Raw genomic sequence first — 14593 nt, 5'->3', positions numbered from 1 at the left:
TGAGGTATCAGAGAGTGCGGGGTTGCTCGTCGCGTTCGCGACGCGGTTCATCGCTCGGCTGCGCGCCGCCGATGCCGGTTTGTTGCGGCGCGCCGGCCGGGGCCTGCAGCACCGATCCGTCGCCCGAGGGGATTTGCAGCAGGGCATTATCGCCGGACTGCCGCTGCCACACCGCGCGGCCGGCATCGGCCACCGTCAGCACTTGCGGATCGGCGTAGGCGCCCAGGACATCGGGGCCGTAGGCTTGCGGCATGACCGTGCCGCGGAACAGCGAGTCCGCCGTCGGCGTGGTCGGCGCCACCCAGCGCGGCGCCGTGCTGGCGGCCAGGCGGTCGATGACGTCGGTCGGACCCCAGGTCGTGCCGTTCAGGAAGTACGGCGAGCCCACCAGCGAGCTCTTCACCGTGGCGGCCGCCAGCGCGCCGCCCTTGCCGCCGATCATGCCCCACATGTCGGCCGAGCCCGCCGTCGGCACGCTGAGGCTCAGCACGTCGAGCTTGTGACTGGGATCGGCGTCGTTCAGACCGATGCGCATGGCGCCCAGGCCGGAGGACAGCGTCAGGGCGGTCTGCGGACCGGACAGGCCTACGGCGGTGATGTCGCCGTTGGTGCTGATGGTCGCGGCCGCGCCCTGCAGCCGGGCAGGAGCGCCCAGGCTGATCGGTCCTTGCGTCACCAGAAGATTGGCCGGCAGCGTCACGCCCGAGCCGCCGGTCTGGGTGAAGCCGGTGGCGGCCCGCACCGTGGTGCCCGCCGCGAAGTCCACCGTGCCGGTATTGCCCGGGTTGGCGATCTTGATCGCCCCGGTCGTGGCGGTGACGTCGCCGCCGAACGAGAAACCGCCGCCGGACAGGGCGATGCCGTCCGGGCCGGCGGCCGTCAGCGAGCCGTTGTAGCTGGCCGACCGGGCTTCCAGCTGCTCTACCCGGTAGGCGCTGACGTCGCCGTTGAACACGATCGTGTCGACGGCGCGCAGGGTCAGCGAGCCCAGGCCGGTGGCGTCGTCCGCCACCAGGATGTCCTGGCCGGCGCTGATGGCCAGGTTGTTGCCGTTGCCGCCGTCCAGCGTGCTGCCGAACACGACCGAGCCGGTGCTGCTGCCCAGGTCGCGATCGCCGGTCAGGGCCACGGCGCCCTTGTAGGTCTGATCGCCGATGGTGACCACCTTGCCGGCGCCCATGGCGGTGTCGCCTTCGACGGTCAGGCCGCGCAGGGCCGTGATCGCGCCCACGTCGCCGTGGATGTCGGCGTTGCCGACGATGATCAGGCCTTGCTGGCCCCACTCGGTGCCGTCGACGCCGGCGCCCAGCTGCACGGTGGTGCCAGTCAGCGTGGTGTCGACGCCGCCCAGCACCACATGCTGGCCGTAGCGCTGTTCGCCGGTGGTATCGACGGAGCCGCCGTTGATCACCAGGTCGCCGGCGCCGCTGGTCTGTACCGAGCCGGCGCGGACCGGGCCTTCGAAGCGGGTCCCGCCGTTGGCGGCGATGGTCAGGTCGCCCAGGCGGGCGCCCTGGCCGACCGGGCCGGCGAACAGGACGTCGCCCTGGTCCGCGACGATGCTCAGGTCGTGGCTGCCGTCGATGGCCTCGTCGAAGACGATGTCGCCTTCGTGGCTGGCCAGCGCGACGTCGCCGCCCAGCGTGACCGTGCCCGTGTACGACTGGTCGCCCTGGGTCGCGATGCTGCCCGCGCCCAGCGTGGCGTTGCCGTTGACGGTCAGGCTGGCCAGCGCCTCGTTGGAGCCGAACGGCCCCTTCAGCACGGCGTCGCCGTCGATGGTCAGGTCGTGTTCGCCGTCGCCGCCGCCCAGCAGGCTGACGGTGGTGCCGGTCAGCACCGTGTCGCCGCCGAACAGCACGATCTCGCCGTACGACTGCGTGCCGATGGTGTCGACCAGGCCGCCATTGATGGCGATCGTGCCGCCTTCGTCGGTAGTGACGGACGCTGCGTACACCGGGCCGCTCAGCGTGGTGGCGCCGTTGCTGCGGACGGTGATGTCGCCCAGGCGGCCGCCTTCGTCGTCGCCCACGGCGTCTTCGAAGGTGACGTTGCCCGCGCCGGCTTCCACCGACAGGCTGTGGCCGCCGGCGCTGGCCACCTTGTGCGTGAAGCTGACATCGCCGCCCTGCGTGCTCAGCTCCTGCAGGCCGGCCAGCGCGACCGTGCCGTTGTAGGCCTGGTCGCCGACGGTGGCGATGCTGCCTTCGTTCAGCGTGATGCTGCCGTTGATGGTCAGGCTGCCCAGCGCGTCGCTGGCGCCGAAGTCGCCTTGCAGCGTGGCGTCGCCGTCGATCGTCAGATCGTGTCCGCCGTCGCCGCCGCCCAGCAGGCTGACGTGCGTGCCGGTAAGCACGGTGTCCGCGCCGAACGTGGCCAGTTCGCCGTAGAACTGCGTGCCGGTGGTGTCGACCAGGCCGCCGTTGATAGCGACCGATCCGGGCACGTCGGTCTGCACCGACGCGGCATGGACCGCGCCGCCGAAGGTGGTCGCGCCGGCGGTGTCCACCGCCAGGGCGCCCAGGCGCTGCGCGCTGCTGCCGATGACGCCGAACGTGACGTCGCCCGCGCCGGTGGAGGCGACGGTCAGGTCGTGGGCGCTGTCCAGCGAGCCGTCGACGATGACGTCGCCGACCGTGGTCGTCCACGACTGGGCGCCGACAAGGATGAGGTCGCCGCGGTACTCCTGGTTGCCGGTGGTCGCGATGCTGTCGGTGGCCAGCGTGGCGTTGCCGTGGATGGCGAGGCTGGCCAGTTTGTCGGCGGCGCCGATATTGCCGGTCAGTCCGGCCGCGCCAACGATGGTCAGGCCGTGGGCGCCGTCGACGCCGTTGTTCAGCGTGACGCTGCTGCCGGTCAGCGTGGTGTCGGCGCCCAGGGTGACGTGGCCGACGTACGTCTGGGAGCCCGCGGTGGTGACCGCGCCGCCATCCAGGTAGACGTTGCCTATGCCGTTGTTGGCCAGCGCAGCGGCGTCGACCGTACCCTCGTAGCGCGTGTCGCCGGTGGTGGTCACCGTCAGCGCGTGGTCCGCGCCCGTGACGTCGCCAGCGAAGGCGACGTCGCCATATCCCGCCCACACGGTGACGCCGTTGGCCAGCGTCGTCGCGCCATCCACGGTGAAGCCGCCGCTGATGGTGGTGTACGAGTTGCCTGCCAGCGTGGTGTTGCCGTTGTATCGCTGCGCGCCCGTGGTGGCGACGCCCTGTACGCTGATCGCGGCGCCGTCGATGGTCAGGCCGGCCAGGTTGGCGGCATTGCCCGACAGCGTGACGTCGCCTGCGCCGGCGTTGAACACCGCCTGCTGGACGCCGCCGTTCAACGTGCCGTTGATGCCGATGTCGCCGCCGGCGCCGCTGGTATTCAGCGTGCGCGTGCCGCCGGCCAGCGTGACGTCGCCCGTGATGTCGATGGCGTCGGCGGTGATGTCGCCATTGAGCGTGACGCCGGCGGTCGAGGCCAGCGCCACGCCGCCGTCGCCGGCCGTGATGTGGGTGTCGCTGCGCAGGGCGCCGCTGGCGGTGACGTCGATGTCGCCCGCGTGGGTGGCCAGCTTCGCCAGCGTCAGCGGGCCGGTGCCGCCCAGGTAGATGTCGCCCGTGCCCAGCACTTCGGCGGAGACGTTGCGGACCGAGGTCGCGAATCGATCACCGGCGCTGCCGATGCCGGTGTAGGCGGTCATTTCCAGGCTGTTGGCCGTCAAGCCCGAGCCGCCGCCCATCAGCGAACCCTGCTCGGCGGTCAGGATGATGGCGCCGGTCGCTCCGGCATTGACGGTGCCGACCTCGATGTCACCGTCCGTGGCCGTCAGGTCGATGGTGCGGTTGGCGCCGGCAGCCGTTACGGAGCTTGCCCTCAGCATGCCGCTGGTCGTCGCGGAGATGTCGCCGTTGGCGGTGCTCAGCGTGGCGTCGAGGTCGCCGGTGTTGTCCAGCGTCAGGTTGCCGGCCGCGGTGGTGCCGGTCAGGCTGGCGCTGATGGTGGCGACTTCGGTCTTCAGCGTGGTGCTGCCGCCCGCGGCGCCGCTGACGAAGTTCAGCGTGTCCGCCTCGACGATGATCGTGCGCGGGTCGGCTCCGGCGGCGCGGATGTCGACTCCGCCCGCCAGGGTGACCGTGTTCGCGGCCTGCACGCCCGAGGCGGCGACCGTCAGAATGCCGGCCGCGGACAGCAGCAGATTGTCCGCGGTGGCGGGCACACCGGCGCTGGCATCCAGGGCGCCGGCGGTGCGCACGTAGAGCGAGCTGTGGTCGCCCGTCTGCGTCACGTTGCCGTTCAGCGTCAGCGGCGTGGTGCCCAGGTTGTCGATCGAGATCACGGCGCCGTCGGCGGCGGTGGCCAGCTGGCCCAGCGACGCGACATTGGTGCGCAGCGCCTGGCCGCCCGTGCCGGTCGGCAGGTCGCCGACCGTACCGATGCTGCCTCCGGCCGAGGCCGTCAGGCTGCGGCCGGTGACCAGGTTGGCGGCGGAGCCGCCCAGGATGGACCCGGCCGCCTGCAGCGTCACGTCGCCCAGTACCTTGCCGTCCACGGTGTCGACCGTGAGGTCGCCGTGGGAGACGGCGATGGCGATATCGTTGGACGCGTTGCTGGTTTCCGAGATCACGCTGACGGCTCGCGTGGGTCCGGCGGTGGTGATGCCGATGGCGCCGTTGGCCGTGCGCATCGAGTTCAGCGTGGTGCCGGCCGCGCGGTTGTCATCCAGGTAGATCGCGCCGTTGCCCGTCACGCGGGCACTGATGCTGCCGGCGTCGGTCTGCACCCGATCCAGCGAATCGGCCGTGGCGCCGCCGATGCCGGCGCCGGCGGTCAGCGTGACGCTGCCGCCCACGATGCGCGTCGCGTCTTCTCGGTCGTCGACGATGGTGCTGCCCGCCCGACCGAAGTCGATCGTGACGCTGCCCGTGCCGGCGTCGATATTGCCCGCGACCAGTTGGCTGTTCGTCCCGTTGCCCGTCATGCGGATCGTGCCGCCGCCGTTCGTGGCGATGGCGTTGGCGATCTGCAGGTTGCCCGCTGCGGCGATGTCGATGGTGCTGCCGGACAGGTACGAGTAGACCGCGTTGTTGTCTGCCGCCAGGTACATCGAACCGTTGGTGGTGGCTTCGACGCGCTGGCCGCTGGCGTTGATGCGGCCTGTGGCGCTGTCCGCGCCAATGCCGTCGCGGGCGTTCAGAGCGACGCCATAGGCCTTGACGGTGGCGCCCGCGCCACGGGCGAGGATGTAGCCGTTCTCTGCGTTGAGCGTGACCTGGCCGTGGTTGGCGCCGGCCTGCACGTTGCCGACCGTGATACTGCCCGACGAGGTCTTCACCGAGATGTCGTTGCCGACCGCATCCGTGCCCGAGGTCATGCCGGCCAGCACGATGTTGCCCGAGGACGTGACGCGCGTCGCGCCGTTGTTGACCGAGGTCGTCAGGCCGCCCATCAGGTTGTTGGTGCTATCCAGATATAGCGAGCCGGTGCCGGTTACCGTGGCCGACACCGGGTTGAGCGGCGCGGAGATCCTGATCGCCGCATCGCTCGTTCCGATGCCGTCGCGCGCCGTCAGCGAGATGGCGCCGTCGCCGTAGCCCGAGATCGTGCCGCCGCCTGACAGGATGCGGCCGGCCTGCGCGTTCAGGGTCAGGCTGCTGCTGTCGCCGTTGGTGCCGTAGTTGACCGCGCCGACGATGATGTCCCCGGTGGTGGTGCGCACCGACAGACTGTCCCCGGCGTTGAGATTGCCCAGGTTGATCGAGCCGGTCTGGTTCAGCCAGATGGAGCCCGAGGCCGTGGCGGCGATGTTGTTGACCTGGGTGTTCAGGTAGAGCCCGTTCGAGCCGATAGAGTTGGTGGCGTTGCTCCATCCCGCCGACAGCGTCAGGTCGTCCGCGGTGATCTTCGAGAACGTGTTCAGCCCATAGATGCCGCCGGACGAGGTGGTGTACGGATTCGTCGCCAGCGAGACCGAACCGGTTTGCGTGACGTCGATGGTGTGCAGCGCGATCGCGCCGATGGCCCGATAGTCGAAGTTCAGGCCTGTGCTGTCGCTGACCGTGGTCAGCGTGCTGACGTTGCTGGAATCGCCGCCGCTGAAGACCAGGTTCTGCGCCTCGATGGAGAGGAAGCCGGCGCTGCCGAAGTTGCTGCCCTGCGCGTTGTTCCGGATGATGGTCAGGTCGGTCAGGTCGGCCAGGTTGTCGACGTAGATGCTGCCCGGGGTGGCCAGCGTCAGCTGCGGTGTGTTCAGGTGCAGCTTGTTGGCGTTGGAAGAGCCGATGCTGCGGCTCGTGCCGTAGTCTGCCGTCAGGCTGACGCTCTTGCCCGTGATGAGATTGGTGTTGTCCGCGCCGACGATGCTGCCGCGGCTGGTCGAGAGCGCGACCGCGCCGTTCGTGGTCGAGATGGTGCCCACCACCAGGTCGCGACCCATGCCGGAGAAGTCCGCCGTCAGCGTGACGTCGCCATCGGCCGTTACCGAGGCCGCCCGCAGGCCAAAGGCTTCGGTCAGCGCGATGCTGCCGTCGGCCGTGTCCGTCTTGCGGGCGCTCAGCGTGACCACCGTCGTGCCGCCGCTCGAGATGTTGGTGGTGCGGATGGCGCTCTTGTTGCCGATCGAACCGTTCGCCGTCAGGGTGACGGTGGTGGCGTTGCTGATCGTGCCGCTGAGGATCGAACCGCCGGCATTGTTCGCCGTGAACGCGTTGCCGTTGGTATTGACGGTACCCAGCTCGATATCGCCGACGGTGTTGGTGACGGCGCTGTTGCCCGTCGCGTACAGGCTGGGCAGGCTGGTGTTGCCTTCCACCGTGATGTAGGCGCCGCCGCCGTACGCGCTGCCGCTGACCGTGCTGACGCGGGTGTCGATGGCGTTGCCCGCGCCGGTGGCCCCGATGGCGCCTTGCTGCGCGGTCAGGTTCAGGGACGCGGCGTCGATCTTGGTGTTGCTGTCGCCGTCACCCAGCAGCGAACCGCTGCGCGCGTACAGGCTGACGGTGTCGTAGCCGACGTCGATCGTACCCACGGTGATGCTGCGGTCGCTGATCACGTTCAGCGCCATGCCGCCCGCGTCCTGCACGTTGGTCAGCACCAGGCCGGCGGCGCTGCCGCTGCCATCGTCGGTGGCCGTGAAGCCGATGGAGCCGCCGTCGCGCGCGGGCGAGGCGATGCTGTAGGAGCGCGCATTGTTGCCGCGCGAATCCAGCGACAGCGAATCGATGTGCGTGTCCGAATCGATGTAGACGTCGCCGGTGTTCTGGATGCGCAGCAGCGGCGTGGACAGGTTGAGTTCCCGGCCGACGGCGCCCATGCCGCCCGTGCCCTGGGTGACCAGTTCGACTTGCGCGGCGGTGATGCGTTGCGTGCTGTCGGCGCTGCCCAGGATGCTGCCGTTGCTGGACAGACGCACGGTGCCGGTCGGCAGGGTGTCGATGATGCCGATGTCCTGGCCGACGCTGCTGGACAGCATCAGGTTGAGCCCGGTGTTGTCGCGGACCTCGTTGACCAGCAGGCGACTGCCGTTGTGCGACACGTCGAACAGCAGTTCGTTGGACAGGATCTCGTACGTGGCGGGCGACGCTCCGGTCGCGTACAGCGACAGGGTAGCCAGGTCGCGGTGGTTCTCGACGTAGACGTGGCTGCCGGCGGTCAGGTAAAGCTCGCTGGCCGTGGTGTGGATCGAGCCCAGGTTGTCCGCCGTATCCACGCCGATTTCGCTGTTGGCGAACAGCGAGACGCTGTCGGCGGTGATGTGCGAACCCGGCGCCAGGTTGACGATGTCGCTGCCTGCGCCGGTGGCGGCCAGGCTGGCGCTATGCGCGGGGCCGACGTCGATCGTGCCGACGCGCACGTCGCGGTCGCCGGAGAACGAGAAGTTCAGGCCGGTCACGTCGCGGATTTCCGTGACGTTGTAGCCGTTGGTGTCCGTGATGTCGAACGTCAGGCCCTGGGCCGCGACCTGCACGGCGTTGTCGACCGCGGGATTCGCGTGATTGGCCTGGATGTCCAGGCTGAAGAGGTCGGTGGCGTTGTCGACGTACAGGTCGCCGCCGGTGCGCGTGGTGAGGCGTCGCGTGTCGGTCAGCAGCGCGTTGCCCGCGGCGCCGATGGACTGCGTGGCCGACAGCACGAGCACCGGGGCCACGAAGGCGCCCGCGCCCTGCATGATCGATCCGTTGGTGACGTTCACCTCGGCCGAGCTGGCGACGTTGTTGTTCAGCAGCGTGAGGCTCTTGTTGTTCGACACCCACATGCTGCCGCGGATGTTCGAGGACAGCGAATCGACGCTGACGTACAGCGGCCGGACGGTGTTGTAGGTGCCCGTCACCGAATTGGCGTTCAGCGTCAGCGCGCCCGTGGTGATGTTGGGACTGGCGGCGCTGGAGCTGTTGCCGTAGATCGTGCCGGTAGTGCTCAGGGAGACCGAGCCGCCGGCGCCCGTGTTGACGTTGCTGACCGTCAGCGTGCGGTCCGACGAAATGGACAGCGCCAGGTTGCCCGAACTGCGCACGTCGCCGAGCGTCAGGCCCGAGGTGCCGGTCGAGTCGCTCAGCGAGAACGCCGACAGGTTGCTGGCGGTGATGGCGTACGTGTTGCTGGACGACCCGCCGGAACGGTTGTGGTTCGCCGTCAGCGACAGGGCGTTCAGCGAGATGTTGTTGTTGACGCTGACATTGCCGGCCGACGCGATCGACAGGTCGGTCGTGCTCGTCTGTGCCGAGACGCTGCCGTTGGTGCCCAGGGCGCTCAGGCTGACCTTCCCGCCGGTGATCAGGCCGGTGCCGCCTATGCTGGGCGCGACGTTGCTGTTGGCGTAGCGCGAGGTCAGCGCCACCGTGCCGGCCACGCCCGTACTGATGCCGTTGGACGTGAGGCCGGAGTCGGCATTGATCGACAGATCGGCGCCGGCCATGTTGGCGCTGATCGACAGGTTCGTGCCGCCGGATATTCCCAGCGTCTGGCCGCCCAGGCCGCCGATCGCATAGACGTTGGTGTCGAAGTTGGTGGTGCTGCCGGCGTCGCGGCGCGACAGGTACAGATCGAGGCTGCTGAGCGCCAGCCCGCCGTTGTTCAGGTAGATGTCGCCGTTGTTGGCGATGTCCAGGTTGCTGGTGCTGACGCGCAGCGCGCCGCTGGCCATGCCGATGGCGCCGGTTTTCGCGTCGCGGGCGGTATAGCTGTCGGAACCCGTGGCGGACAGCGTCACGGTGTCGGCCGTGATGCGGCCGGCGCCGCCGTCGCTGGTGATGCTGGAGTTGACGCCGCCGTTGGCGGTGGTCAGGCTGACCGAGTTGCTGGCGCCGATGGTGCCGACCAGGATGTTCTTGCGGCCGCTGAAGCTGAAGTCCGTCAGCCCCCCGGTGATCTGCTCGAGATAGTGCGTGAGCCCGTCGTCGCTGATCCGCACGGTCTGGCCGGCCGCCGTGCCGATGGCGTAGTTGCTGGCCAGCCCGGCCGAACGCAGGCTGTTGATGGACAGGCTGCGCAGCACGGTGTCGCTGTCCACGTAGACGTTGTTCCCCGAGGTCAGGGACAGGCTGGACGTGCCGGTCAGGGCCAGCGCGCCGCCCGCCACCGCCGAGCCGATGGAGCCGCTGCTGCCTGCCGCCAGCGAGACTGTCGCGGCCCGGATGGCGCCGCGGTTGGCCGGATCGTCGTTGGCGATGTTCAGTCCGGAGGCCAGTCGCACAGTGCCGTTCGCGCCCGTGTCGATGTTGCCGACCAGCACGTTCTTGTTGACGCCGTTGAACCCGAAATCGAGGTCGGTCGAGCTGGCGATGTCCCTCAGGTGCAGGCCGCCGGCATCGTCCGAGATCGTAAAGGACGTCAGGTTGGGCGCCGTGATCCAATACGCGCCGCTGCCCGCGCCATGGCGCGTGATGTCCAGGCGGTCCAGGCCTGCCGTGTTGTGCACGGCGATGTTGCCGCCGCTGGCCAGCGTGAGGTCGGACGTCTGCACCGTCAGCACGGCGGCGGGTGCGCCAATGGCGCCCGAGATCGCCCGCAGGGCGACGCTGCTGCCGCGGATCAACGTTGCCGCATTGCCGTCATCGGCAATGGAACCGGAATCGTTCGTTATCGAGACCGACCCGCCGGACAGCACATTGCCCACCGTGGTCGTGTTCGACCATTGCGTGTGGCGGACATTGCCGCCTGCGTTCAGGCTGGCCAGGAAGATGTTGGACGACCCGCCGTTCAGGTATATCTCGCCGCCGGCCGTGGCCATCACGGTCACCTGCCCGGCGCCGCCGACACCCACGCTGCGGTCGGTGTCGGCATACATGCCGCCGATCTGGCCCGCAGCGTCCAGAGTGATGAAACCGGCGCCGGAATACACGCTGCCGGAGCCCTGGATGGAACCGTTGCGCGCGATCAGCGAGACGTTGCCGGTGTTGCTGCGCACCATGCTGCCCAGTACCAGGTCGCCTTGCACGGCGTCGATCTGCACCAGGTCCGACGCCGTGATGCTGCCCAGCGTGATGATGCCGGTGTAGTTGCCGGACCCGACCGGATTGGGCAGGCGGACGTTGAACATGCCGCTGCCCGCCGAACCGTTCAGGTTGCTGGTCAGGATGTCCATGTAGCCGGCGCCGCCCGCGCCGACGGCCCGCCCGGCATACAGGTTCACCGAGTTGGCCAGCAGCAGGGTGTTCTTGTTTCCGTCGTCGATGATGCCGCCGGAGGTGTTCAGCGTGATGGTGCCGGCATAGCCCGCATCGATGCTGCCTGCCGTGATGTCGCGATCGCTGTAGAAGCTGAAGTTCACCCAGTTGCTGTCGCGCAACTGGTGGATCGTGTGGCCGCTGGCATCGTCGCTGATGTCGAACAGCAGCGACGGCGCGCGCACGTCCAGCACGTAGTGATCGTCGTCGGCCTTGTGGCGGGCATAGACCGTCAGGGAGCTGAGGTCGGCGATGTCGGTGACGTACAGGTTGCCGCGCGTGTCGGCCGACAGGGACGGCGCGTTGACGGCGATGAAGTCGGCGCTGGTGCCGATGTCCAGGTAGGCGGAAAGGCCAACGCTGTTGGCCGTGACCCGCGTATTGGCGTTGCCGTCGTCCAGGATGTTGCCTTGCGTGGACGTCAGCGTGACGCCGCTGCCGGCCCGGATGGTGCCCAGCTTCAGGTCCTGGTCGCCGCGGAAGACGAACTGGTTCAGCAGCGAGCTGTACACGTTCCGCAGTTCATAGGCGACGCCGAGATCGTCGTTGACGTCGAACTCGAGGAAGGGCGCCGAGACCAGCAGCGTGTTGCGCCGGCTGGTGTCCGCGTGCGAGTTGGCGATGGACAGGTGCGTCAGCGCCTTGTCGGGGTTGTCGACGTAGATGTCGCCGCCGCTGTTCAGCGTGAGGCTGGCGGTGGATGTCTCGATATGGTCGCCGGAGGTGCCGATGTGCCGTTGCGCCTGCAGGTCGACGCTGTTGCCGGCCAGCACGCTGCTGGCGTTGGCCCGCAGGATGCTGCCGCCCTGGGCGTTGAGTCGCAGCGTGCCGGTGCCCGCATTCAGCATGTTCGCGGTCAGGTCGGCCACGCCGGTGACAGTGATGCCTTGGTATGCCGTCAGGTCGTCCAGCAGCACGGAGCCGTCCGCCTGGTGGATGTAGATCTGGCCGCCCGTGGCGTGCAGTTCGCCGGCGGCGGTGCGCAGTGCGGTGCCGGATGTTCCCACCGTGTAGGCGGAATTGGCGGCCGGGGCCAGCAGGGTGACGACGCTGCCGGTGATCAGCGACGCGCTGTTGCCCGTGATGCTGCCCGCGCGCGCGGTCAGGGTGACGTTGCCCGCTCCGGCATTGACCTGGCCGGCGGAGATGCTGTTGCCGGTGAGGTTGATGGCGCCGCCGCCGGATCCGACGTTGTTGGCCGTGATGTGGCCGCCGCTGGTGATCGCGATGGAACCGCCGTCGGACTGGGCCTCGGTGATGTTCAGGCTGCTGGTGCTATCCAGGTAGACCCCGGTCGCGCCGGTGGCCGACAAGGTGCTGGCGTTGGTCTTCAGGCTGCGTGCCAGCGTGCCGATGGTGCCGTACTCCGCCGACAAGGTCAGCGACGGGGTCGCGACGATCGTGGCGTCGTTGCCGTCGTCCAGGATGCTGCCGGCAGTAGCCCTCAGGGTGGACGAGGCGCCGGCCTTGATGGCGCCCAGCGTCAGCTGTCCCGCATTCGTCACGAACAGGCTGCCGGTAGTGTCGACCGAGTTGAGCGCCAGGCTCATGGCGTTGTTCAGGTACACGCCACCCGTGCCGCTGGCGGCGGTCAGGCTGGCGGTCTGCGTGTTCAGCGCCTGGCTGAAGGAGCCGATGGCGCCGTTGCGGCCATTGCTGCCCGCGGCGGACAGCGCGATGCTGCCGGCGCTCAGCCGCGAGGCCGATGTGCCGAGGATATGGCCGGACGTCGAATTCAGCGCCAGCGCGCCCGCGCCCAGGCTGATGTCGCCGGCGGTGATCGTGCGGTCGCCGGTGAACGAGAAGTTCAGGCCGCTCTGGCGCACCCTGTCCAGCGTATAGCCGCCCGCGTCGGTCACGTCGAAGTCCAGGCCGACCGACGACAGTTCGAAGACGTTGTCGACGTTCGCCTGCGCGTGGCGGCTGGTGATGTCCAGCGAGGTCAGTGCCGTCCGGTTGGCCACGACCAGGTTGCCGCCGGTGGCCAGCGACAGGTGCGCCGTTTGAGTGTTGACCGCATTGCCCGGCATGCCGATGCTGCCGCCGCTGGCGTCCAGCGTGACGCTGCCGCCCGCGACCACCTGGCTGGCGCCGCCGGTGTTGCGGATCGTGCCCGCGCTGGTGCGGACCAGCGCCACGCCCGCGCCCGCATCGATGACGTTGGCCAGGTTGATGTCGCCGGTGGCGTTGAGCGTGACGTTGCCGCCGCGGCTGGTCAGCTTGCCGATGTTGTCCAGCGTGCTGCCCACGCCCAGCGCCTCCAGCGTGATGGAGCCGCCCTGGGTGCTGATCTCGGTGTCCGCATTCTCGAAGCGGATGCCGCCCGTCTGCGTCGAACGCATCGTGAAGCTGTGGCCGGGCGCGGTCTGCAGGTCGATGAGCGAGATGTCGCCCGCCACCGTGATCTGGCCCGTGGCCTCGAGCTTGATGTTGGTCGTGCCGGCCAGGCTTTCCAGCAGGCCGCGCGACACGGTGTTGGTGGCGGCGTTGGCATCGCCGCCGTTGATGGTGCCGTCGCCGGCGCTGCCGTCCAGGGCGCCGGCGCCGGCGTCGATGATGCGCAGGTCGGTCGGGTCGATCAGCAGCAGGCCGGTCTTGCCCTTGGGCGCGCGCAGGTCGGCAGAGCCCGTCAGGCCGATGTTCTTCTTGCTGGACACTTCGGCGAAGCCGCCGTCGCCGCCTTGCTCGCCGCCGCGCGCCGACAGGCTGCCGGCGAACGCGGTCGCGTCGTTGGACCACATCGTCACGTCGCCGCCGTCGCCCTTGACCAGGGCGTCGGCCTTCAGCGTGGCGCCCGCGGCCACCTTGACTGTGGACGACTTGCCGCTGAACGCGGCCGAGCCGTCGTCGGGCGCGACGCCCAGGCTGCCCAGCGCGATCTCCCCGCCGCCGGCCGAACCCGACGCGTCGATGGCGGCGCCGCGGACCACGTCCACGTGCTCGCCGGTCACCACGACCTTGCCGCCGCGTTCGCCCGCGTTCTTGCCGGTGGCGTCCACCGTGCCGGCCACCTTGACCGTGCCCGCGTCGCCGCCCGACAGCACGATCTTGCCGTTCTTGGTGCCCACCGCCTTGGCGCTGACGATGCCGTCGGTGTTGATGACGTTGTCGATCACGCCCTTGACCGCGCGCGCGGTCATCAGCACCGTGCCGCCGTCGGCGCGGATCTCGCCGGTGTTCGACACCAGCGCGCCTGCCGGCTTGCCGTCGGCATCCTTGGGCAGGCCTTCGACCGCCGAGCTGGCGTCGAAGCTCAGCAGCCCGTCGCCCTGGAAATCCACCGTGAAGGTGCGCGCGCCCGCCAGCGCCACGCGACCCAGCCTGGCCTCGATCACGCCCGAGTTGCGCACCGACGGCGCCACCAGCGCAGCCAGGCCGCTGTCCTTGATGCTGATGGTGCCTTCGTTGATCACCGCGGCATCGAGCTTGGGCGAGGCCTGGTCGAACTTGTACTTGCCGGCGAGGAAGTCCTGGTCGCGGATGTTGGCCGTGGTGGCCACCAGACCGCCTACGTCGATGCGTGCGCCCTTGCCGAACACCACCCCGTTGGGATTGACCAGCATCACGGTGCCGTTGGCGTTCAGGCGGCCGAAGATGGCCGATGGGTCATTGCCCACCACGCGGTTCAGCGTGACGCTCTTGCCGCCCGGCTGGCGGAAGTTGACCGTCTCGCCCTTGCCGATGTTGAAGTCTTTCCAGTTGATGATGGCCTTGCCGGTGGACTGGTTGATGTCCAGCGTGCCATTGCCGCGGTCGATGATGGAGGCCGAACCTGCCACCACCGAACCGCCGGTGGGGTTGGCGTGCACGCCGCCCGACACCATCGATCCCAGCACCACGGCCAGCGTGCTGAGCGCCGGCAGTGCGGTTTCCTTGTGCAGATGCAGCCGGCGAGCGGCCTTGACGGGGGAGCGTTTGCCGATGCTGCGGGTAGAGCGCTTTTCCATAAT

At 69.1% G+C, this 14593-nt stretch carries 1 protein-coding gene; it reads right to left on the bottom strand.

Annotated features, from left to right (window positions below):
* Window positions 1-7: 7 nt before the first annotated feature.
* Window positions 8-14590 (bottom strand): two-partner secretion domain-containing protein, encoded by a 14583-nt coding sequence (locus CAL15_RS11910; protein WP_086078780.1) that lies wholly within the window; start codon window positions 14588-14590, stop codon window positions 8-10.
* Window positions 14591-14593 lie beyond the last annotated feature (3 nt).

The organism is Bordetella genomosp. 13, assembly GCF_002119665.1.
In the GTDB taxonomy this organism is placed as follows: Bacteria; Pseudomonadota; Gammaproteobacteria; order Burkholderiales; family Burkholderiaceae_B; genus Bordetella.
Note: the sequence above shows the minus strand (reverse complement) of the source record. Positions and strands in the feature narration are given on the sequence as shown.